Source organism: Cohnella cellulosilytica (genome assembly GCF_042431195.1).
Classification (GTDB): domain Bacteria; phylum Bacillota; class Bacilli; order Paenibacillales; family Paenibacillaceae; genus Cohnella; species Cohnella cellulosilytica.
Window position 1 is genome coordinate 64,987 of sequence record NZ_JBHMDN010000025.1, and the last position, 23,153, is coordinate 88,139.

A 23,153-nucleotide genomic window follows, 5' to 3' on the forward strand; every position below is an offset into this window, starting at 1 on the left:
TGCGGCGGCGGGCGGGATGCAGTGCGAAGCAGTGTCCCGTCGAAGCCGGGATTAACGCGTGGATGCGGCTTTCGATTTCTGAGTCTTAGGGATTGTCGGCATCGCGTGTCAGGAGTGCGCAGGCGAGTTTGGGGAGGGGACGTCCCGGTGACGTTCCCTCTCTTCTTCGTTCCGGTACTGGCGGGGCGTTTTTCCCGTTTTCTTGCGGAACAGCTCGTGGAAAAACTTCAGATCGCGATAGCCCGACCGCGCGGCCACCTCTTTGACAGGCAGGGCCGTTCGGCGCAGCAGCTCGCAGCTTTTGCGGATGCGCAGGTTCTGCAAATACTCGGTGAACGATTGTCCCGTCGCCCGTCGCAGCATGCGCTGCATATAGCTGACGCTTACCGGGAGCAGGGCCGCGGCCTCCGCCAGCGTAACCGGCCGCTCGCAGTTGCGTTCGAGATAGTCGAGCGCCAGAGCCAGCCGCGAGCTGGCCGGAGCGGCGGCCCCTCCCGCCGAATCCAGACGGTGAAGGCGGACAAGCAGCTCGGTCAGGCGCGCGTAGAGAATGGCCTCGTAGCCGGGAAGCTGCGATTGATATTCCCGGTAAAGCCCCTCCATGCATATTTTCCCTTCATTATAAATATCCTTGAACCGGCGGTACGGCCGGTCGTCTCCCGACAGCAGCTTTAAGGCCGACGCCGGTAAAGGATACGCGCGCGCGAGCCGCTCCGGCACGGACGGATCGAACAGGCAATTATACACGATCAGCTCATCCTTGGGCGCTTCCGACGCGGGACGGTAGACGTGGCGCGTGCCGATCGGAATGATGAACAAGTCTCCTTTTTCCACGTAAAGCCGCTCGGTACCGATATAATGGAAGCCTTTTCCTTCGGCGACGAACTGAATTTCCACGAAATCGTGAAGATGAATCGGCAGCGAGAAGCGTTCCCGCTCCCTCGTGACGGCGACCGGGAAATCGGGCGTCCAGAACAGCTTGCCTTCCAGCGTGTACGGCGAGGTGGTCATGCATACGCTCCCTTGCAAGTAAGATGCGATTGCCCTATTGATAACATATTAACCCCCCTATAAGCAACGGAAAAAAGCGGATATGCTGAGAAAAAAGACGGCGGGAGGCGGTTGGATTGACGGGACACGACGGGAAGAGCGGCCGACGAAGGGCGCATGAGACGGCTGGGAACGCGCATGGGACGGCCAGAAGCGCGCATAAGACGTCGGGGAACGAGCATGAGATGGCGGGGATGGCGCAAGAGATGTCAGGAAACGCGCATGAGGTGGCGGGGAAAGCGCATGAGACATACGGGGACGCGCATGGAACGGTGGGAAACACGTATAAGACGATAGGGAATGCGCAAGAGATAGCGTGGAACGAGCTTGATGCGGCATGGGAGGCGGATTGGATCTGGCGGTCGCGGCGCGTCCGCGTCAACGATTTCGCCTATTTCCGGAAGGAGTTCCGCGTGCGCAGTCCATTGCAGCGGGCGCTCCTGTTTTATTCCGCGCACAATACGGCCAAGGTGTTCTTGAACGGGGCGAAGCTAGGCGGGTACGTGTCTCCGGCTCCGACAAACCCGGAGAAGCGCAAAGCGTATTTGGCCTATGACGTCACAGAGTTACTGGAAATCGGTCCGAATTGCTTAACGGCGGACGCCCATTACTTGGGTGGCGGAGGGCAGAACTATTACGACGGTTTGCCGGGCTTCCGGCTGCAGCTTCATCTCGTTTACGAGAATGGCAGCGAGGAGATCGTGAAGACGAATTCGTCGTGGCACACGCTGAAAAGCATGCCGCACGAGCCGGGCACGCTCTATCAGCAAAATCGCAGAGTGTCGGCGATTGAAGCCTACGACGCGCGCAAGCTGGACCCGCGATGGCGCTATGCGGCCTGGCGGGAGGAAGGCGCGGCCGCGAGAGCGAAGCCGGCGCGAATCGGACGCGAGGATTGGCCGATGGAGGCGCAGCGCGTTCCCGAGGGCGCGATCGCGGAAGAGATCGCGTGCGTCAAGCTGCCGCTGCCGCATGGCGGAGGCGCGGAATTCGCGCAGGTGTTCGACGCCGGGGCCATCGTATCGGGCTGGCCGAGGTTGGCGCTGCCGGGAATCTCGGGCGCGACGGTGCGGCTCCGCTATTCGGAGGATCTGGACGAGAACGGGCGGGTGAAGCCTAACGTGGCGAACGAGCGCTCGGACAACTATTACGATGAATATACGATGCGCGGAGACGCGTTGGAGACGTGGCAGCCGGATTTTTCGTACAAGGCGTTCCGTTACGTGGAAGTGACGGGTTATCCGCGCGAGATCGCGGAAGGGGAGCTTATTGTTTGCTGGGCGTATACGGGGATGGCACAGGTCGGCGAATTTTCCTGCTCGGACGGGCATCTGAACGAACTATACGCCGCCTGCATCCGCACGCAGAAGAACAATACGCTTGGCCAGACCGTCGACTGTCCGCATCGGGAGCAGGCGCAGTACATCGCGGATACGGATTTGCAGGCGGAGGCGCTGCTGTATAATTTCGACGCGGTCGATATCGCGGCGAAGACGCTCACCGATTTTGCGGACGCGCAGCTGGAGGACGGCACGTTCCCGTTCGTGGCGCCGATCAATTACGGAAATCCGGATTTCCATATTCAAATTCCGGAGTGGGATTTGCATTACGCGACGCTGATGTGGAAGGCGTACGAGGCGTCGGGGGACGTCGGCGTCTTGAAGAGATTTTACGAGACGGCGCGCCGCATGGCCGACTACTTCGTCGGCATCCGGGACGCGGACGCCGGGCTCGTGCCGCTGGACAAAGGCTGGCATATCAGCGATTGGCCTTACCCTTCGGTCGAGCATCAAGGACGGTTTCTGACGGTGCAGCAGATCAAGCTCGTTATTGCGCTGCGGACGATCAGCCGGGCGGCCGACCTGATCGGACGAGGGGAGGAAGGCAAGGCATACGCCGGTTATGCCGACAGGCTGGGCGAGCGGATCGTCGAGCGGCTGTACGACCGGGAGCGCAAGCGATTCCGCGACAGCTCGGAATCGGAAGCCTGCCATCAGGGCGTGACGGCGATCGCGTTGGCCGCGGGGCTCGTGCCGGAGGGGGACCGGGAGCAGGTGATCGCCTCCGTGGCGGAGCAGCGCTGGGAATGCCGGACAGTGCTGTCGCTTCCGCTGCTGCGCGTGCTGTTAGACAACGGCCGGGAGGCCGAAGCGTTCGCGCTGCTGAACCGCAGGGAGTACCCCGGCTGGGGACATATGATCGCCCAGGGGAGCAAGACGATGTGGGAGGGCTGGGAGGACATCGAAAGCCACTCTCATGCCTGGAACGGTTACCCGGCGAGGCTGCTGCAGGAATATGTCGTGGGCATTCGCGCGGAGGCGCCCGGCTTCGCCCGGACGGTTATCCGTCCTTATATGCCGGATAGCCTGACGTTCGCCGAAGGGAAGGTCTGGACGCCGCTCGGTCCGATCTATGCGCGCTGGGAACGCGAGGGCGGCGGAGTGCGCGTGAGAGCGACGATTCCCGCCGGCATGGAAGCGCGGCTGTCTCTGCGGCTTGCAGACGGACGGATCGCCAAGCGGGGGCTGAACGAAGGGGATAACGACGTACTGTTGAGGACGGATTCTGAACGAAGGGGATAACGATGCGCTGCTGAAAGATTAACCTGCCTGCCAAATACCGAAGGGGCTGTCCGATAAGTAGGGCATGCCTGAACCTCTATCCGCGCGTCTGTCGTTTCACCTGGAATTCACTTTTTCGCTCTTCGAGCAGTAGTGAGTAAACCCTGGAAAGCCGAAGGTCTTCGGCTTTCCTCCCCCATTCTTCTTGCTCTTTTCCGCGTAACTCCCAAACGCCATGATTTTCATCTTCTCTTTCGCAACGCTAAGCTTGAATCTCTCCAGTCTCAGCACAAGTGTCGCATAGAATCACTCTGCATTGTTTCTTCACCGTAACCGTAAACCACAAGTCTATTTTTCGACTTCGGCGCGGGTAGCGTACTTGTTCAAGTAGATTAGTTCTCTTTATAGAATCGAATCGATGTTTTACGGTTACTTCATGTCCAAAATTAGTGTTCATATACCAAAATTTATGATATAACTAAATGGGATTCCATAATATCCAAAAAAGGAGAAGTGATTATGAAGAAATTAAAAAAAGGCTCATGCTGGGTGCCGCTGCTCTAATTTGCGCTTTAAGTTTCTCAAGCAGTGCTTCTGCGGCTTCGTATCAGAGCGGTACACTTGGCGGGTATTCCGTTAGCGGAAGTGTTTACATGGGCAGCAACAGTGCATCGGCTACAACAACTAGTGGCACGCTTGCCAGTTTGTATTCCAGGATTGAATATACTTACTACTATGATAATTACCAAACCGATACAGTAAACAACTACCAAGCTAATGGTAGTACATCTGTAACTGCATCTACATCGGCCAAATATGTTTCTGTTATATCGCGTTGGGCCTATGGGACGCATTCTGTCACTATCGGAACTCAATCCTGGAATGCCTCAACTTCGACCCTATAAATGAATAGAGTATGAGAACGAACCGGAAGAAGCGTTGTTCAGCCTCTTTCGGTTCGCAGCTTTTCTTACAAAATCGTGTCAGAGGTGCGGAGTATGCACGTAGGAATCTTTCGAGGTATAATGTTCGGCTTGGCAATTGTATTGCTATTGTCAAGCTGCCAAAAGGACGGAGCAGCCGATTATCGAAACGAATTTGATGCGGCAACGGACTTTCCCTATCAGTTCCAGATGCAAGGGGACGGTATCATTGTTGCTCCCTCTGAAGAGGGGTACTATGTTCTAAATGACTCCTTTCTCTTTTTTGCAGATAAGCAGAACATGAAGCCGGTTCTGCTGGATAATCGGCCGGAGAACGACTGCCAGCGGCCTTCTAGTCAAGGAATAATTGAAAATTGTCATGCCTATGTAAAGCATGATCCGTCAAGCAGGCCCAAATTTCTCCAATACTATAAGGGCAAGCTATATACTTTGGAGAGCGGCGAAGTGTGGGGGAAAGATAATGAAAACCGATGGAAGACCATGTTAATCGAATTATCCAAAGACGGTTCTTCCCGTAAGGTCGTGAAGACATTCGATTCCATGCCGAGATCGATAGCCATTCATCGGGGTAGCATATATTATACCTTGAAGAACTATAGTCTGGATTCGAAAGCAAGCTCACAGCTGATGCACTTCAGCCTGAAAGGGTCTAAGAAACCTAAGCCTATTTATACGGGGAACGAGTCCGGCAGTCAGTTACAGGACATTACCCCGTATGGGAAGAATATCTATTTTTACGAAAACGTCGGGAAAGCAGTCAGAGTCATGAGATATGATATGGAGAACGGCACCGTCACGAGAATGTTCACGAATGATGACGGGAAATTACACGTAATGCAAGGGTTTTACAAGGACCGCTTAGTGTACGTTGCCACAACCCCCATTGCGAATGGGAGGATGTTAAGAGATAAGGAGCACACCACCGTTTATTCTTCGGATCTTGAAGGAAACAATAGCGTAGAACTTCCTATCGAAAGGACCTTCTTTTCTTTTTACTATGCAAGCGGCAGCTATTTCTATGCCCGGCCCGTTTTTCCGTATTTGCTCGATGAACGATTTAAAGACAAGGTTAAAGACGTCCGACATGAACTGACCGTCTATGATGAAAAGTATAATCCTGTGAGCAGTATTGATCTCTCCTATCTCCCTATGGACCATTCGTTCATGATCGGGGATAACCGCTATATGTTTGTTCAAATTTTCAATAATGGCAAGATAACGATGCAATATTTGGACAAGAACCAGATCGGTTCGGGGAAAGGCACCTTTAAGCCATTGCTGGAAACCTCGATTCCGTAATTTCCTATCATTGTGAGGAAGCGTATGAGGCTGATTGGATACGAATACTTGAAATGGTTTCAAAAACGTCTTCTGATCGTCCTGATTCCGATCCTGCTATTAGGGACCGGTTATCTCTATGTAAAGGAACAAATGAACAATAACGGATTTCTCATTCGCAGTATGGATGCATATCGGCAGGCGGAAAGCGAATACGCGAACCTGCCGATGGACCAAGCGTACGAGAAAATCAGACGATTGAATACGCAACTGAAGGCATATCAAGTCATCGTCAATGCGGCAGGGAACCCTGATAACCCCGTTCTGTCAGAGGAAATAAGACGAATAAAGCAACAGTCGCCAACCATCATGGAAGCCTTCGCGAACAGCGGATATAATAAAATGCTGGACAAATTGTCGCAGGATACCTATATTTCGGAGCTATTATTGAACCAATACGAAGCGATACGGGGCTACAAGGATTACTTACAAGGGATTCAGAAGCGATCCGACGAGATGCTCGGCGTTTCCATCTTTCAGGATGCCCATTCCTTCTCCTACCGAAATATCGTAAAAACACCAAAAGACTTCGTTTCCATGCAAGATTTGCCCTTGCAACCAGGACCTGAGTGGGGGATCGTATCTGCCACGACTTTTTCGATTATGGATGGGTTCATGGTATTGTTGCTTTTCTTATTATGTATCTATTTATTTCAGTATGAAAAGGATTCCGGGATCGTACGTCTTATACGATCGACGGCCAAGGGAAGATTCCCTTTGGTATCGGCAAAACTGGTCGCTTTGATTTCCATGTCGGTTATCCTAACCGTCTTCTTTTACGGGATTGTATTGCTTCTAGCACAATACCTGTACGGTCTCGGTGATCTGTCCCGGTATGTGCAGTCAATGGAAGCCTTTCGTTTTTGCAATTTGCCGTTGACGGTTGGACAATATTTGGTCATGTTCTTCATCTGCAAGATTGTAGCTAATATCCTGGTGGCGCTGGCTATCTCCGTTTTATTTCAAGTATTTTCAAATGTTGCCTTGGTTTATGGAGGGTTATTGAGCTTTTTTGCCTGGCAATATTTGAGCTTTCGTTACATTCATCCACTGTCGTCGCTTCAATTGCTTAAGTATATCAATGTCTTTTCCTTTTATGACGCTTATGGATTGCTTGCCGTCTATAAGAATCTCAATATAGGAGGATATCCGGTTTGGTATCCAAGAATTATGGCAATAAGCGCCTTAGTTCTGATTCTATTATTGACTGTTGTCTGCATCACGTTTTATATGCTCAAATCCCCTATTGCCACTACCTCCCGGCTGATCGGTTGGATGGCTCGACAGCTCCTCAAGCTGCGAAAACCGCCTTCTTCAGTCAGCTTATTACGCCATGAATGGTACAAGCAGTTATTCACCGGCAAGATGTATATTATCCTTGCTTTGGCGCTATTAATTGGTTACCAGGACCTGAACAAGAAGGATCTTACCTTTAATGAAGAGGATGGGATTTATAACCGCTATATGGACATGCTCGAAGGGAGTCTGAATCAAAGGAAAATCAGCTATATTCTGGAGGAGCAGCGGCTCTTTGACGATTTGCCGCTGCAATATGAACGGATCATGAAGCAGTATGGGGAGGGAGGGCTTTCCCCGGCTGAATATATGGAGAAGAAGGGGGAGTTGGATCTCTTCTCTTTAAAAGAGAGAGCATTCAGTCGAGTGTACAGTCAATATCAGCATTTGGTAGAGCTGAAAGAAACCAGAGACATTAATGGAAGCTTTCTCAATGAGCTGACGACGAATTATTTGTTTGGGAATGCCTATCGGGACCTCATCAATGGATTGATTTACACCATCTTGCTGGTAGCTTCGTTAAGTGTGATGTTCCCCATGGATTACCAAAATGGTATGGTAACGATTATAAGGGGCACCCGGAAAGGCCGTCTTCCATTGTTTCTCGTAAAACACGTCATAGCGGTAATTGTCGCCATGTTCTTCTTGATCGTTCTTTACATGCCAGCCGTTTTCAATACGCTAAGAAGTTACCCTGCTATAGATTGGGGGGCGCCGATCCAAAGCATGACTTTATTCGGTCACTTGAAAGACTCGCTATCCGTCTTGGAGTTTGCCTGTGGAGTCTTTGGACTCCAGATTTCAGGGGCCATGCTTGTCTGTGCCTGTACCTTGTACCTGTCCATTCTGGTGCGAAAGAGAGCCACTGCTCTTCTTGTGGCATCCATCGCATTCGTCATTCCTTTTGTTATTCAATTGGCAGGTTTGGAGGAGATTCATCGCTATACGTTTAGCGGATTCTTTGTACTTTTCGGCGTTTTTACGGAGTTGGATTCTTTTCTAGCGTTGGGAGTCTACACAGGATTGCTGATGGGAGTGTCCGCTTTCGCTTGCATCTTGGCGTGGCTGAAATACACTAATCCGGATCGCAGGAAGGTGAGGATGAATGCGTCTTTCTTTAAACGCCATTCGCAAAAGTTACAATAAGGGTAAAACGATTGCGCTGGATCGATTTACTGCAGAGCTGACACCGGGGATTTACGGACTGCTTGGACCCAATGGGGCCGGTAAGTCAACGCTGATGAACATTATCGTGGACAACCTGAAGCCGGATTCCGGAGAGATTTTATTCAATGGAATTCGAGTGCTTAAGATGGGCAAAGACTACCGTTCCAGACTTGGATTTATGCCACAGCACCAGGGGCTTTACGATGACTTCACTGGACATCGGTTTTTATGGTATATCGCCGCTTTGAAAGGAATGTCCAAGCAGAAGGCGAAACAGGAGATCGAACAACTACTGGAGGTTGTGAACTTAACAGATAGCCGAAATAAGAAGCTGGGTTCCTATTCCGGGGGCATGAAGCAGCGCATTCTGATTGCCCAGGCTTTACTAAATGATCCCGACATTCTGATTCTCGACGAACCGACGGCGGGGTTGGATCCGAAAGAGCGGATTCGAATCCGAAATTTCATCTCCGAAATCGCTCAAAACAAGATCGTCTTATTGGCTACTCATGTGGTCACGGATATTGAATATGTAGCTAAAGAGGTTGTGCTGCTGAAGCGGGGCAAGCTCGTTCTCCAAGGAAAGCCGGCTCAGGCGCTGGAGGAGATGCAAGACAAGGTTTTTGAAGTGCGTACCGCCGCGGAAAATTTGGCGGTCTTGCAGAGAGAGTATAAAGTGAGCAATATTGCAGGGGGAACTTCCGAGTTGACCGTCAGAATTGTAAGCGATCGGCCTCCGGTGGGTTGGCAAGCGGAAACGGTAAGGCCCAATTTGGAGGATGTTTATTTGTATTACTTTGAGTGAATCGATTTAGGTCGATTTATAAAAATGGGTGTCGCAAACCGCCGTCGCGTAAGCGGCAATGATAAACATTATGCCGGCCTTTCCCTGGCAGAGGAAGAGAAAGAAGCTGGCCGGCAGCTTGTCGTAGAGCAGCGGCTAAAGAGGCTGAACGTAATGTAGCCGGACGCTGCGGATGGAGATGAAGGTAGTTTTCCCAGAACAAACGATGGTCCCCGCCGCCGAGCACAAGCAAGCCTCCTCATCATGAGAATTTACGCCTCGACTATAGTGGCTCGCGCGGGGTTTGTCAACCGGAGTTCTTCGATGATCTTGACGCTCGGCTCCTTTCGTCAGCCTTTGACGGCTCCTTCGGCGATGCCGGCCATAATGAACCGCTGGAAAAAGGCGAAGATGATCAGTACCGGAAGCGCCGTCAGCACCAGCGCGGCCAGAATGAGCGACCATTCCTTGTTGTACTCTCCGAACAGCGTATTGGTGGACAGAATAAGCGTGTATCGGTTCATGTCCGTCAGCATCAGCAGCGGCAGGAGAAAGTCGTTCCAGATCCACAGAAAGTCGAGAATCGCGATCGTCACCGTAATCGGCATCAGCAGCGGGAATATGATGCGGAAAAAGGTTTGCAGCTCGCCGCAGCCGTCCATATGCGCCGACTCCTCGAGCTCGCGCGGAATCGACTTGACGAAGCCGTGGTACAGGAAAATGGCCATATTGACGCCCAGTCCGACGTAGATGAGCGACAGCCCGAACAGGCTGCCTTGCGCCTGCAGCGCCTTGGCCATCCGGGTGAGCGGAATCATGATCGAATGGAAGGGCACGAGCATCGAAGAGATAAACAGGAAAAAAATAAAGCCGCTCAGCCTGCTCCTCGTCCGCGACAGCTTGTAGCCCGCCAGGGAGGAGCACAGCAGAATGCCGCCGATGCCGAGCAGCGACAGGAGAACGGAGTTCATCGTGCTTCGCAGCAGGTTGACCTGCTCGAACGCTTGAGCGTAATTTTCGAAGTGCAGCTTGCTGGGCAGAGCGACGAACGATTCGAACATTTCGCCCTGCGTTTTGAAGGAATTGACGACGGCCATGTAGATGGGGAAGCAGGCAACGGCGGCTCCCAGCGTCAGGAAGACGACGATGGCGGCCGATGCGGTGCGTCTGGGCGTCATGCTTCCACCTCTCTTTTTTTCATGACACGGATTTGCAGGAACGTGAAGATCAGCACGATCACGAACAAAATGATCGACTTGGCGCTCGCGTACCCGTACAGAAAGTTGTTGGAAAACGCCTCTTCGTAGATGTTCATCGTAATGACCTGAGTGCTCCGTCCCGGCCCGCCGCCGGTCAGGCCGTATACGGCCTCGAACACTTTGAACGCGCCGTTGAGCGTGAGGAAAAAGCAGATCGTCAGCGCATGGGCGATCATCGGCAGCGTCACGCGGACGAATGTCTGGAACGGGCCCGCCCCGTCGATCGTCGCCGCCTCCTGCAGCGATTTCGGCACGCCCTGCAGCGCCGCCAAGTAGATGATCATCATATAGCCGACCCCGTTCCAGAGGGAGACGATCAGAATCGAGTAGAACGAGACGCGCGGGTCGCCGATCCAGGACTGGTCGAGAAACGTCAGCATCGTGCGTTCGGCCAGCTGCGGCAGCACCTGCGTGAACACGAACGTCCAGATGAACGCGCTGATAATCGTGCTGATCATGTTCGGCATGAAGAACAGCGTCCGAAAAAACGCCTTGCTCTTGCGGCGCGTCTCGATGAATGCCGCCAGCAGCAGGGCGATAACGTTCTGGAGCACGACCATATACAGCACGTACTTCATCGTGAACCCCAGCGAACGGACGAAGTCCGGGTCGTCCGTCAGCGCATCGACGAAGTTGGCGAAGCCGATAAAGCCATAGGTCCGCTTCAAGCCGTTCCAGTCGGTGAAGCTGTAGTACATGCCGCCGATCGTCGGAATCAGCAGGAAAATCGCATACAGCGCAAAAGCGGGGGCGACGAACGCCAGCAGCCGCCATACGCTCTTGTTGGTTTTGATCGACACGGTGTTCCACTCCTTTCGCCGGCTTTCGCAGCGGCGGCCAAGCCAAGCCGGGACGGAGGCGGTATCGCGGCCTTGCCCGTCCCGGCCGGTCCGGCTATTGATTCACTTTATTGTAATTTTTCCACGCGCGATCCAGCGCGTTCAGCACATCGTCCTGCGTCATCTGGCCGGCGTAATACGATTGCAGCCCTTTGCCGACCTCGTCCTTGACGGCTTGCGGAATGACCGGGTCCTGATACGATTTGCCCTGCTTGACGTATTCGGTCGCGTCGTTCACCCACGAGAAGCTGTCGAAGGTGTGCACCGTGGCCAACGGATTGAACTTGAGCGATTCGTAGAACGCATTGGAATCGTTGTCGTCCAGCACGTAGTTGATAAACTCGATGGCGATCTCCTTGTTTTTGCTGTCCGGCGATACGGCCAGAGAGGTGGAGGTGCTCAGATTGATCATGGTGGCGTCCGGGTTATCGTTGACCGGCAGCGCCGCCACGCCGAAGTTGAAGTCGGGATCGGACTTCAGAATCGTATCGGCGTACCACGGCCCTTGCAGCCACATGGCCGCTTTGCCTTGGGCGAACGCGGCCGCGCCGTCGTCGCCTCCGACCTCAAGCGCCCTGTCCGTGCCGTTGGCGTTGATCAGATCGAAGATGTCGAACATCGCCTTCAACTCCTGGAAGGAGCCTTCGTCCCGGTTCATCCGGTCGATGAAGTCCGGATTTTCGGTGTTGATCAGGGCGCCGGCCGCCAGCGGCAGCACAAGCTGCGGAATCCACGATTCGCTGTACGACAGCAGGAACGGCGTCACGCCCTTGGCCTGCAGCGTCTCGGTCAGCGTCTTCATCTCCGACAGCGTGGCGGGCGGGGTCAGGCCGTGCTCGGCAAAGATGGCTTTGTTGTACAGGTAGCCCCATGACAGCTTTTCCAGCGGAACGGCGACGATTTTGCCGTCGATGGAGACGGACGACTTGACGCTGTCGAGCAGCTTGTCCGTGAACGGCTGGCCGGACAGATCGGCCAAATAGCCGGCTTTGTAGAACGACGGAATTTCGTTGATCGCATGCAGCGAGAAGATGTCCGGCGCGTCGTTGGACGCCAGTCGCGTTTTCAAAATTTGCGGAGCCGTATCGGCCGTCGGCATTTCCATCTGCACCGTCAGGTCGATGTTTTTTTCCGCTTTCATTTTCGCTTTGAACTGCTCGACGTATTGATCGAACTGCTGCTTGAATCGCGGTATGGCGACAAACATCTTCAGCGTGACCGCTTTGGCGGCGCCCGTCTCGCTGCCGGCGGCCCCGCTCGAAGCGCTGCCCGCAGCGCCGCCCGATTTCGCGGCGTTCGAGCCGCAGCCCGTCAGCAGCATCGCGGCCAGCGCTCCGGCCAGCATTGTTTTCCAGCTTGTTTTCATCGTCTTGCGACCTCCCGTAGCTTCGTTTTGTGTTTCCGCTTACATTGTAGCCCGGCAGGAGAGGCAAGAAATTGGACGCCGTTAGCCGTTTCGATTGGAAGATTTTAAACCGTCGCGCAGCTCCCCCGGCGAAGCGCCGAAATGCCGCTTGAACACCCGGTAAAAGTAGGAGAGATCCTCGTAGCCGGCCATTTCGGCCGCTGTCCTGATCGGCAGCCGCTCGTCCGCGAGCAGCTCCCGCACCTTCTCCATGCGCAGATGGAGCAAATAATCGGTCAGATTGCGTCCGTATTCCAGCCGGAACGCCTTGCTCAAATATTCCTTGCTGACGAAGAAGCGCTTGGCCAGCTCCTCCAGCGAGATCGGTTCCTGAAAGCGGTTGTCGATATGGCGGCGCACTTCGTCCAGGTTCAGCTTCGTTTTGAATTTCCGCTGCCGCACGAGACTGTCGAGCGCTACGGCGAACCGGCCCCGCAGGAAGGAAGCGAGTTGCTCTCCGGTCGCCAGCGTTTCCGGAACGGCGATCTGCCGCAGCTCGCCGATTTCCAGCGAATTTTCCTCCATCAGCTCCTTGAGCAGCATCAGCAGCTCCCCGGCCAGCCGCCGCAGCTCCTGCCTGGAAGGCCGCTTGTCGGCCAGCTCGGCTCCGAGCCGGTCGAGCTGAGCGTCCAGCCGCTCGGGACTCATATCGCGGAAGGCGGCCGCGATCAGCTCCTTGTGCGTCTTCGCCGGCAGCGCCGATTCCAGGTCGATGACCAACGGCTCGCCGGCCGCTTCCGCGAGCTGCGTCCGGCACTTCTCCAGGGCGGCGTTCAGCTCGGCGGCGTCGACGGGCTTCAATATATAGTCGAGCGCCCCGTGCTTGAGCGCCTGCCGGGCATAGCCGAATTCGTCGTAGCCGCTGATCACGATCATCCGCATGTCCGGATGCCGCTCCTTGACGGCGGTCATCAGCATGACGCCGTCCACCCCGGGCATGCGCATATCCGTAATGAGCAGCTGGGGCGCCGACCGCTCAATCAGCCGGAGCGCCTCCGCGCCGTCCTCCGCCTCGCCGACGACGGCCATGCCGAGCCTCTCCCAGGCGCCGAAGCGCTTGATAATTTCCCGCGTCGACGGTTCGTCGTCAACGACAATGACTTTGTACATGAGTCTCATCCTTTCTCCGGCAGCGGCAGCCGCAAAATGACGACCGTGCCCTTGTTGCGTTCGGAATCGATCAACAATTCGCCTTCGGCGCCGAAATGTTTGTGAATCCGCGAAGCGACGTTCGTCAAGCCGATGCGGTCGCCCGGCGGCTGCCCGGCCAGCGCGGCTTCCAGACGGCGGCGCGTCTCCTTCAGCTTCTCCTCCGGCATACCCGCGCCGCTGTCGCGAATTGCGATCGCCATGCGGCCGTTCTCCGCCCGGAGCGACACATGCAGCAGCCACGGTCCGGGCTTGGCCTCGAAGCCGTGGACGAAGGCGTTTTCCGCGAGAGGCTGAAGCGTCAGCTTGGGGAGCCGTCCGATCAGCGCTTCGGGCGATTCCGTCTCCAGGCGGCAGCTCAGCCGTCCGGCGAAGCGCATTTCCTGAATGCGCAGGTAATGCGCCAGATGGCCGAGCTCCTGGTCGACCGTCACCAGCTCGTTCGGCTCGCGAATGACGTAGCGGAACATTTCGCTGAGCGACTTGATGACGCCGTAGCATTCCTCGGGTGTTTTCGTAAACAGCATGTTCCCGATCAACTGCAGCGTATTTTGCAGAAAATGCGGATGAATTTGCGCCTGCAGCGCTTTAAGCTCCGCCGTTTTCATTTCCAGCTTCAGGCCGTATTCGGTTTTGATATGCTCGCGGATGCGGACGGACATGCTGTACAGGCGGGTTTCCAGCAGTCCGATTTCGTCGATCCGATTCGGGGGCGGCCGGTCCGTCTCCTTCATGAGCCCGACTCTGCTCATTTTTTTGGCGAGCACGACGATCGGATCGGCCATGCGCCAGGCCAGCAGGCTGGCGGCGATCGCCGAGACGACGGCGGACACCAGTCCGACGACGAGGCCGGTCCGCATCGTTCGGTTGGCGCTGCGGGTAATGACCGTCTCCGGCACGGTTTTAACCGCGACCAGACCGGCGGTCTCGATCGCGCCGTAGAAAATATAGCCTTCGTCGGTCCGGAGGAAGCCGTGGCCGTCCTCGGCATAGGCGCGGACGGCGGACACCGTCTCGGCGGAGAGCTCCGCGTCGGCCTGGCGGCTTCCGCTCGGGCGATACAGGACGCTGCCGTCCGCGTTCAAAATCATCACTCGTTCGTCGTCGTTCGACGCCAGCAGCTCCAGACTCTGATGGAAGACGCTCCAGCCGACGTCGATGGCGATCCCGCCCAGCTTTTCCCGGTTTTCGAAACGATTGATGCTGCGAACGAGCTGGAAGCGTTCCGGATTGGAGGAGGAGCGGACGACGTAATCCTTGCCGTTGTCGAACAGTTCCTTGAACGGCTCGGGCGGGAGGTGCACGGTTTCGATGTCGTTGCGCATCGAATCGACGATGAACCAGCGTCCGGCTTCTTTTAAATAGAGCTGCACGCCCCGCAGATGCCGGTTGGAGGAATACGATACCGAGGTCAGCATGTTCATGACGCTTCGCTGCGCGGCGAAGCGGCGGGAGAGGTCGTCCGTGCCGTTCATCATGTAGTCGGACAGCTCGGGATAGATTTGGATCGAATAGATCAAGTTGTTAAGCTGCGCGAAGCGTTCGTCCAGATTGTCGGCCGTCCACTTCATGTTGGTGAGGTTCGTCTCGACGATTTCCGCTTCCATGCTCGAGCGGTTGTTCTCGACGGCGATGGCGGTGACGATGGCGATCGGCACGACCGGCAGCAGCACCATGATGAGAATCAGCCGGTTCCGGATATTTCTGCGGAACGGCAGCAGCAGCTTGCGCAGCGCCGACAAAGACATAAGAGAATCTTTCCTTCCGTTGCTGGGGGGCCGCTTCCGGCCCCGGAATTTGGTTGCGCTTTCATTATAATGCGCAGAAACGAATTAAGGATTGGAGAATGTTAAACCGCCGGAGTGGACGATTTTAAACCGGATCGGGAGGGGAGCCGGCCGTCCGCGAGGCCGGCTTCGCCGCCGGGTCGCGCGATTCCGAGAAGAAGAGGCCGTCGCGAATGTCGTCGACGAAGAGCTGCAGCCATTCGTAGTAACCGGCGGCATGCTTCAGCTTGTGCAGGTCGTCCAGGCCCAGGTTTCGTTCCTCCTCCGGCGTATCCCGCGCCAGAATGCTCTCCGTCAGCTCGGGAAGCGACTCGTCGATCGCCTGGCGCATGACGTCGATCTCCCGCTGCAGCTTCGCGGCGAAGAACGCCTGGAACGCTTTGAAGAAGTCCGTTTCGGCGGCGTACAGATCCTTCCGTTCGTCCTTCTCGCTCAGCTTCGTCACCATTTTCGATTCGATTAGCGAACGAACCGCGTAGCTCATATTGCTTTTGCTCATGTTCATGCGGGTGCGCATTTCCTCGAGCGTCATCGGACGATCCTCGAAAAACATAATGCCGTACAGCTGCCCGAACGAATAATTCACTCCGTATAAGTCCATCGTCTGCGCAATGGCGTCGATTACCTTCAACCGGACTTCCTCGCGCGTCGTCGTCGGTTCCTTCATTTTCCCCGAGGTGGCCTTCTTCATGCCGCAGCTCCCTTCGTCGTTTTCGCCCATTTTCCGGACGGCTGTAGATTTTACATAAACTTTATTTTCGCTTCACGCGGAAATAACCCTTTTCTCTCCGAATGAACGTACAATAATTATTGAACATACGAAGAAATATTTGTTTTACAACCCGATTATACCAAATATTCAATCGTTATTGAACGGTAGAAAAGGAGGAAAAAATGAGACGTTTTCGCCTCGGAGACGAGCTCAAGGCGCTGCTGTTCACGCTTCCCGCGATGGTCCCGCTCACGCTGTTCTGGTTCGTTCCGCTCGGTTACGTCGTGTATTTGAGCTTTACGGAGTGGGACTTCATGAGTCCGGACAAGCTGTTCGTCGGCTTGGACAACTACCGCAATCTGTTCGTCGATCCGGCTTTCTATCAGGCTCTGCGCGTAACGGCGCTGTTCTGCCTCGGCAGCGTCGTTCCCGTCATCGTCATCGGGCTGTCGCTCGCCCTGCTGTTCAACGGCCGGATGAGAGCGGGTGCCTTCTACCGGCTGCTGATGTTCTCGCCGTGGGTGACGCCCACCGTCGCCGTATCGATCGTCTGGTCCTGGATCTACGAGCCGGAGGTCGGCCTCGCCAACAGCGTTCTGAGAGGAATCGGACTGGACGGAATCCGCTGGCTGCAGGATCCGCAATGGGCGCTCGTTGGCGTTCTGATCGTCACGGTCTGGAAGGCGGCTGGCTGGTGCATGATTTTCTATCTCGTCGCCCTTCGCAATATTCCGTCGGATCTCTTGGAGGCGGCCGAGCTTGACGGTGCCGGCGGCTGGAGGAAGCTCGTCAGCGTGACGCTCCCGCTGATCTCGCCGACGACGTTCTTCCTCGTCATCGTCCAGTTCATTCAGGCGATGCAGGCCTACGACCAGATCAACGTGCTGACGCAGGGAGGGCCCGCCGGATCGACGCGAACGCTGCTGTATTTGTACTATCAATCGGCCTTCGACGCTTTCCGGATCGGGGAAGCTTCGTCGGTGGCGATCGCGCTTATCGTCGGCTGCGTTCTGCTGTCCCTCATCTCGTTTGTCGTCGGACGCCGGACCGTTCATTATTCCTGATTCCGCCTCGAAAGGAGAGAAGCTTTATGCGAGCCGCCAACCGGCTTGCCGCGGTCCTGCGCAATTTGCTGCTCGCGGCGGCCGCGATCGCGATGGCGTTCCCGTTCTATTGGATGGCGACGAGCGCGCTGAAGACAAACGACGAAATCTGGCGGTTTCCGCCGACGCTGTGGCCGCAGGAGGCGTTGTGGGGCAATTTTGCCGAGGCCTGGCAGGCCGCGCCGTTCGCGCGGTACATGTTCAACAGCGTATTCGTGGCCGGAACGATCGTCGTGCTGCAAATCCTCAATTCCGGCATGATGGCTTACGCCCTGACCCATATGAGGTTTCGGCTCAAAGGTTTTTTCACGGCGCTGGTGCTCGTCGGCTATATGGTGCCGGCCACGGCCGTCTATTTGCCCGGCTACGTCCTTCTCGGCAAGCTGCATTTGCTGAACACATACGCGGGCCTGATTCTGTCGAACAGCGTGAGCGTATTCTCGATTTTTCTGATCCGGCAAGCGTTCCTGCAGGTTTCCCACGAGCTGGTGGAGGCCGGCAAGGTCGACGGGGCTTCGCATTTGCGGATTTTGTGGACGATTATCGCGCCGCTGACGCGCTCCTCCTTCGCCGTGCTGGCGCTCATCGCTTTTATTGAGCAGTACAACAACTATTTCTGGCCGATGCTGATCACCAAAGATCCGGATCTGCAGCTCGTGTCGGCCGGACTGAGGAGCTTTTTCGTGGAAGGGGGTGCTTACGGGCTGAAATGGCCGCTCATCATGGCCGCCAGCGCGTTCACGATCGCCCCGCTGCTGGCGCTTTTCCTGGTCGGACAACGAACGATCATGCGGAGCGTCGATCTGGCCGCGGGCGCAAGCAAGGGGTAGGAGTCATCGATCATCTATACAAAAAATCGGAGGGAACACACATGTGGAATGGGAAAACAGGATTTGCCGGATTGCTGCTGGGCTCGCTGCTGCTGATGTCGGCTTGCGGCTCCAACGGAGGAAGCGGAGGGAACGAGGGGGCTGCGGGAGGTTCGGAAGGGCAAGCGTCCCCGGCGGGCGCGTCTCCGGTCGTCTCGCCGTCGGAAACGCCGACGCCGCAGGCGCCCGTGACGATCGAGTTCTGGTACGGCCTGGGCGGCAAGCTCGGCGAGAATATGCAAACGCTGATCGACAAGTTCAACGCTTCGCAGCAAGAAGTGATCGTCAAGCCGGTCGTTCAGGCGGATTACTCGGAGACCGGCAAGAAGCTGCAGGCGGCCATCGCGTCCGGCGACGTGCCCGCGGCGGTGCTGTCGTCGAATGTGGACTGGGCGCGCAAAGGCTATTACGCCCCGATCGACGATCTGATCGCGGGAGATCCGGATTTTAACGCGGCCGACGTCATTCCGACCTTCCTCGAGCAGGGGAAGGTGGACGGCAAGCAGTATTTCCTGCCGATGTACGGAACGACGCAGGTGATGTATTACAGCAAGGAAGCGCTGGAGAAAAGCGGCATCCAAGCCGAGGATCTGACCACCTGGGAAGCGCTCGGCGAAGCCGCGGCCAAGATGACCGTCAAATCCGGCGGCAAAACGACGTTCTACGGCTGGGAGCCGATGTGGGGCGCCGACAATATGATCGACGCCACGCTGAGCAGAGGCGGCAGCATTCTGAGCGCGGACGGCAAGACGGTGACGATCGATTCGGCGGAATGGATCGACACGTGGGAGCAGTTCCGCAAATGGATTCACGAGGATCAAATTATGCGCATCCACTCCGGCGGTCAAGGCTGGGAGTATTGGTACAAGACGATCGACGATGTCATGAAGGGCAACGCTGCCGGCTACACCGGATCGAGCGGCGACCAAGGCGATCTCGACTTCGCGAAGCTGGCCGCGATGGAACAGCCCGGCTGGGAAGGCGCAGGCCCGGGCAAGCCGGTCGCCAGTGCGATCCAGGCCGGCATTCCGGCGAAAGCGAGCCCCGAGCAGCAGCAGGCCGCCTTCAAATGGTTCAGCTTCTTCATGAGCCCGGAGAATACCGCTTTCTGGTCGATGAACACCGGTTATATCGCGGTTCGCCAGTCTGCGCTCGACGATCCGGCCTTCGTCGAGTACAGCGCCGCCAATCCGCAAAGTACGGTTCCGCTCAAGCAGGCGGCGCACGCCTCGGAGCCGTTCCAGGACCCGACCGGCGGCAAAATCAACGACGCGCTCAAGATTGCCGCGGACAAGGTGCAGATCAGCGACATGCCGGCGGCCGAGGCGCTGAAGGAAGCGCAGGCGACGGCGCAGCGCGAGCTCGACAAGCTGAAATAGGAGGGCGGACATGGCGGATCTGATCGCGGGCGGCGTTCGTTATCCGATACGGGCGATCCTGTTCGACAAGGATGGAACGCTGCTCGATTTTATGTACACCTGGGGGCGCTGGAGCGAGCGAATGCTCGCCCGGTTTTCCTCCGGGCTCCGGGAACGGGAACTGCCGCCGCTGCCGGAGGAGGCCCGTTCCTGGCTGGGCGCGTTGACCGGCGCGGACGGATCGATCGCAGATTACGACCGGAACGGTCCGCTCGCCATGGGAACGGTCGGCGAGCTGCAGACGATACTGGCCTGGCACGGGTACCGTCTGGGACTGAGCTGGGCGGAGGCGAAGGTGCTGGCCGACGAATGCCGCCGCGAAGCCGACGCCGATCTGGAGCGGATTCGTCCGGTGAAGGCGCTGCCGCATGCGCTCGATTTCGTGCGGCGCTGCCGCGAAGCCGGCCTGTCCCTGGCCGTCGTGACGGCGGACGAGACGGTCTCCGCCGTTCGGCAGCTGGAGTGGCTCGGCATTCGCGACCGTTTCGCAGCCTGCATCGGAACCGATCGGGTGGAACGGGGCAAGCCGTATGCCGATATGGTGGAGCTGGCTTGCCGCGAGCTCGGCGTGTCGTGCGCGGAAGTCGCCGTCATCGGCGACACGAACGGGGATATGCGGATGGCCAAAGCCGCGGGCGCCGCCGTCGCGATCGGAATCGCCGAGCCGGGATGCTCCGGCGCGGCGCGGCTTTCCGACGCGGATGCGGTCGTGTCCTCCTATCGCGAGCTGGCCATAGAGGAACAAGAGTAGGGAGGGAGAATAAAGATGGGATGGCTGTTTCTTGGATTGGCAATCGTCATGGAGCTGCTGGGCACCGTATCCATGAAGCTGTCGGAGAGCTTTACCCGAACCGTCCCTTCCGTGCTGCTGTTCGTTTTCTACGGCTTCAGCTTCACAGCTCTCAACTTCGCGCTCGGCTACATGGAGGTCAGCGTCGTCTACGCGGTGTGGTCGGGAGTCGGGATCGTGCTGATCGCGTTGGCGGGCTTCGTCGTTTTCGGGGAGCGGCTGTCGCTCGCCTCGATCGGATGGATCGCGGTCATCGTCATCGGGGTCGTCGGTTTGAGCGCAAGCCACAGAGGACATTAGAGAAGCGGCGGGCATTGCGGAGGAATAGAGGCTATCGGGACGAAATAGGAGACATAGGGAAGAAGCAAAGAATACGAAGGCATGTTCAAGGGGAATACGTGTTAATTGAAATATTTTCGACAGGGGGCTCGGAGGATAATGGAAGCAATCGGGCATGAAGGAAACGACGATCGTCCGCTGCTGTCTTTCCAGGTCATCACGGACACGCACGTCACCGCCGATCCGCAGCACGCGCACAACCGGAATCTGGATCGCGCGCTTCGGGACATTGCCGAGCACGCGGCGGACAGCCGCGGAATTATGCATGTCGGCGACGTAACCGACCACGGCTATCCCGAAGAGTACGAGGAGCTGCAGCGGATTTGGCGGCAGTACGGAAACCGGCTCCCGGAAGCGAGATTCGCGACGGGGAATCACGATATTGCGTTGGGGAAGTGGGAGGCGCGGTTGGGGCGTTTTCTGGAAGCTACCGGCATGGCGGGGCCGTATCACGATCACCGGATAGAGGGGCATCTGTTTCTTTTTCTGGGCACGGAGAAGGGGCTTGAATTGTATTGCTCGCTGTCGGAGGAACAGCTGCAATGGCTGGACGCCAAGCTGGGCGAGGAGGCCGATTCGGGGCGCCCGGCGTTCGTCTTCCTGCATCAACCGCTCCGAAATACGGTGGCCGGCTCCCGGGAATCGCAGGGCTGGCACGGCGTGGAGCAGGACGAGGAGCTGCGGGGAGTGCTGACGAAGCACCCTCATGCGATCGTATTCACGGGCCACACCCATTGGGAATTGGAAGCTCCTTACGCTTTCTACGACGGCGAAGGCCGGCTTCCGGCGATGTTCAACGCGGCTTCGGTCGGTTACCTGTGGACGGACGACGACGAGCATAAGGACGGCAGCCAAGGGTACTACGTGGAGGTCTATCCGGACCGCGTGCGGGTGCGGGGCAGGGATTTCGAACGGGGAGCGTGGATCGAAGACGCCCGGTTCGTGGTTCGGCCGGGCAAAAGGAGAGGCTGAGCAAGACGCAGGATGCAGGATGAGGGACGGAACGTCGGAGCGTCGGAGCGTCGGAGTGTCAGAGCGTTCGCCGGTTGAAAATAGAGAGCCGTTCCCCTACAATAGTATTGAGAACTATTCTCAATAACTGGAGGGAAAGCACGTTCCCTCGGGGAGGACTCGGCGGAGTGGGGAAGGAAACGCCGCGGGACAAAATCCAAGCTGTCATTCTTTATATGAAGCGTCATCTGCGGGAGAAGCTGACGAGAGATCAGTTGGCCGAGCAGGCCGGACTGACTCCGGAGCATTTTTCCCGCGTTTTCAAGAAGCGCACCGGGCAATCTCCCGTCGATTATTTAATCGGAATCCGCGTGGAACGGGCCGAGGAGCTGCTGCGGAGCACGCCGCTGGCGATCAAGGAAATCGCCAGGCAGGTCGGCTTTGAAGATCCTTATTATTTCAGCCGCGTGTTCAAGAAGGTGACCGGAGCGGCGCCGTCGGACAGTCCGCGCAGGAGCGTGCCGCGCGTGGTCGCTCTGGATTATTACGGCCATCTGCGCGCCTTGGGCGTGGAGCCGGTCGCGATCGACGCCCATGTGGTCGGCATGCAGGGAGAACTGGCCGATTGGAGCGCCTATACGCAGGATATCGGTCCGTCGGTGGAGAAGGGGCCCGACCCGGACCGGCTTAGATCCCATCGGCCTGAGCTAATCGTCTCTCACAGCGAGGAGCATGCGTCGGCTTTGGCGGAGCATGGGCGCGTCTACGTCGTTAAGGAAAATGAAGATCCGATCTACGGGCAATTGACGTCGCTTGGCGGCGTATTGGGCAGGGAGATGGAAGCCCGGCGATGGCTGGAAGCTTACGAGCGGAAGCTCGAAGGGCTGCGCGCGGCTGCCGGGGCGTATTTCCGCGAGGAGACGGTGGCGCTGTTGAGAGTTCGCGCGGAGGTGCTCCAGGTGTACGGGAACATGATTATGGGTTACCCGCTGTACAAGGCGCTGCGGCTGGCTCCCCCGCACAAGCTGAGCAAGCAGTTCGTCATCAACGCCAGCTACCACTCCTCCGTGATCGAGCCGGAGGAGCTGCCTCATTACGGCGCGGACCATCTGTTCGTCGTCGTTCAGCCGGACGAAGCGACCCGTTCGCTATGGGAGCGGATTCGCAGCACCCGCATATGGGCGGAATATCCCGCCGTTCGGCGGGGGAACGTCTACGAGCTCGACGTCCGGCGCTGGCTGGCGTACGATCCGGTATCCATTCTGAGCCAAGCGGAGGAAGTGGCGGAATTGGCGCTCGGCCGGACGAACGCAGCGCATAAAAATCCATCTTGAACGTCATATGACTGCATGGCGAAGGACGGGGAAAGCGGCTATACTTTTTAATGATAAT

At 56.8% G+C, this 23,153-nt stretch carries 18 protein-coding genes; 11 read left to right on the forward strand and 7 right to left on the reverse strand.

From position 1 onward, the window contains the following. Positions 1–108: 108 nt before the first annotated feature. Complete coding sequence (locus tag ACFFT4_RS18895; RefSeq protein ID WP_378050305.1) at positions 109–1,011, reverse strand: helix-turn-helix domain-containing protein; 903 nt, start codon at positions 1,009–1,011, stop codon at positions 109–111. Between the two features lie 116 nt (positions 1,012–1,127). Between ACFFT4_RS18895 and ACFFT4_RS18900 the strand changes: the two genes are divergently transcribed. The 4 genes from ACFFT4_RS18900 to ACFFT4_RS18915 all read left to right on the forward strand — a co-directional run bounded on the left by ACFFT4_RS18900 (position 1,128) and on the right by ACFFT4_RS18915 (position 9,161). Then, entirely contained in the window at positions 1,128–3,632 is a 2,505-nt protein-coding gene (locus ACFFT4_RS18900) for a family 78 glycoside hydrolase catalytic domain (RefSeq protein ID WP_378050307.1), read from the forward strand. 977 nt (positions 3,633–4,609) lie between these two features. Further along, positions 4,610–5,854, forward strand: a complete 1,245-nt coding sequence (locus tag ACFFT4_RS18905) for a hypothetical protein (RefSeq protein ID WP_378050309.1) — start codon at positions 4,610–4,612, stop codon at positions 5,852–5,854. A 48-nt stretch (positions 5,855–5,902) separates the two neighbouring features. Then, a complete protein-coding gene (locus ACFFT4_RS18910) occupies positions 5,903–8,335 on the forward strand; it encodes a hypothetical protein (protein ID WP_378050311.1) in 2,433 nt (810 codons plus the stop codon). Continuing rightward, the gene (locus tag ACFFT4_RS18915) at positions 8,295–9,161 is read left to right on the forward strand and encodes an ABC transporter ATP-binding protein (RefSeq protein WP_378050313.1); all 867 of its coding nucleotides are present in this window, start codon (positions 8,295–8,297) and stop codon (positions 9,159–9,161) included. The genes ACFFT4_RS18910 and ACFFT4_RS18915 overlap by 41 nt, the downstream gene beginning before the upstream one ends. 329 nt (positions 9,162–9,490) lie before the next feature. Here ACFFT4_RS18915 and ACFFT4_RS18920 read toward each other — a convergent pair whose 3' ends face one another. From ACFFT4_RS18920 to ACFFT4_RS18945, 6 genes are all read right to left on the reverse strand, one after another. Continuing rightward, the gene (locus tag ACFFT4_RS18920) at positions 9,491–10,318 is read right to left on the reverse strand and encodes a carbohydrate ABC transporter permease (protein ID WP_378050315.1); all 828 of its coding nucleotides are present in this window, start codon (positions 10,316–10,318) and stop codon (positions 9,491–9,493) included. After that, positions 10,315–11,199: a carbohydrate ABC transporter permease gene (locus tag ACFFT4_RS18925; protein WP_378050318.1), complete on the reverse strand. Its 885-nt coding sequence runs from the start codon at positions 11,197–11,199 to the stop codon at positions 10,315–10,317. Before ACFFT4_RS18925 ends, ACFFT4_RS18920 begins: the two co-directional genes overlap by 4 nt. A gap of 94 nt (positions 11,200–11,293) precedes the next feature. Continuing rightward, a complete protein-coding gene (locus ACFFT4_RS18930; protein WP_378050320.1) occupies positions 11,294–12,604 on the reverse strand; it encodes an ABC transporter substrate-binding protein in 1,311 nt (436 codons plus the stop codon). Positions 12,605–12,685: 81 nt separating this feature from the next. Then, a complete protein-coding gene (locus ACFFT4_RS18935; protein WP_378050322.1) occupies positions 12,686–13,753 on the reverse strand; it encodes a response regulator transcription factor in 1,068 nt (355 codons plus the stop codon). A gap of 5 nt (positions 13,754–13,758) precedes the next feature. After that, a complete protein-coding gene (locus ACFFT4_RS18940) occupies positions 13,759–15,540 on the reverse strand; it encodes a cache domain-containing sensor histidine kinase (RefSeq protein WP_378050324.1) in 1,782 nt (593 codons plus the stop codon). Between the two features lie 124 nt (positions 15,541–15,664). Beyond that, positions 15,665–16,270: a GbsR/MarR family transcriptional regulator gene (locus tag ACFFT4_RS18945; RefSeq protein WP_378050326.1), complete on the reverse strand. Its 606-nt coding sequence runs from the start codon at positions 16,268–16,270 to the stop codon at positions 15,665–15,667. A gap of 203 nt (positions 16,271–16,473) precedes the next feature. On the opposite strand from ACFFT4_RS18945, the gene ACFFT4_RS18950 reads away from it, so the two are divergent. The 7 genes from ACFFT4_RS18950 (at position 16,474) to ACFFT4_RS18980 (ending at position 23,095) form a co-directional block, all read left to right on the forward strand. Continuing rightward, positions 16,474–17,355 carry a carbohydrate ABC transporter permease gene (locus ACFFT4_RS18950; RefSeq protein WP_378050329.1) on the forward strand — a complete coding sequence of 294 codons (882 nt, stop codon included), beginning with the start codon at positions 16,474–16,476 and terminating at the stop codon, positions 17,353–17,355. A gap of 26 nt (positions 17,356–17,381) precedes the next feature. Next, positions 17,382–18,224, forward strand: coding sequence for a carbohydrate ABC transporter permease (locus tag ACFFT4_RS18955; RefSeq protein WP_378050331.1), 843 nt, complete (start codon positions 17,382–17,384; stop codon positions 18,222–18,224). Between the two features lie 41 nt (positions 18,225–18,265). After that, positions 18,266–19,642 (forward strand): ABC transporter substrate-binding protein, encoded by a 1,377-nt coding sequence (locus tag ACFFT4_RS18960; RefSeq protein WP_378050333.1) that lies wholly within the window; start codon positions 18,266–18,268, stop codon positions 19,640–19,642. Positions 19,643–19,652: 10 nt separating this feature from the next. Then, complete coding sequence (locus ACFFT4_RS18965; protein ID WP_378050335.1) at positions 19,653–20,432, forward strand: HAD family hydrolase; 780 nt, start codon at positions 19,653–19,655, stop codon at positions 20,430–20,432. Between the two features lie 15 nt (positions 20,433–20,447). Next, positions 20,448–20,771: a DMT family transporter gene (locus ACFFT4_RS18970; protein ID WP_378050337.1), complete on the forward strand. Its 324-nt coding sequence runs from the start codon at positions 20,448–20,450 to the stop codon at positions 20,769–20,771. A 138-nt stretch (positions 20,772–20,909) separates the two neighbouring features. After that, the gene (locus ACFFT4_RS18975) at positions 20,910–21,782 is read left to right on the forward strand and encodes a metallophosphoesterase family protein (RefSeq protein ID WP_378050339.1); all 873 of its coding nucleotides are present in this window, start codon (positions 20,910–20,912) and stop codon (positions 21,780–21,782) included. Positions 21,783–21,949: 167 nt separating this feature from the next. Further along, complete coding sequence (locus ACFFT4_RS18980; RefSeq protein WP_378050341.1) at positions 21,950–23,095, forward strand: helix-turn-helix domain-containing protein; 1,146 nt, start codon at positions 21,950–21,952, stop codon at positions 23,093–23,095. The last annotated feature ends 58 nt before the right edge of the window (positions 23,096–23,153 follow it).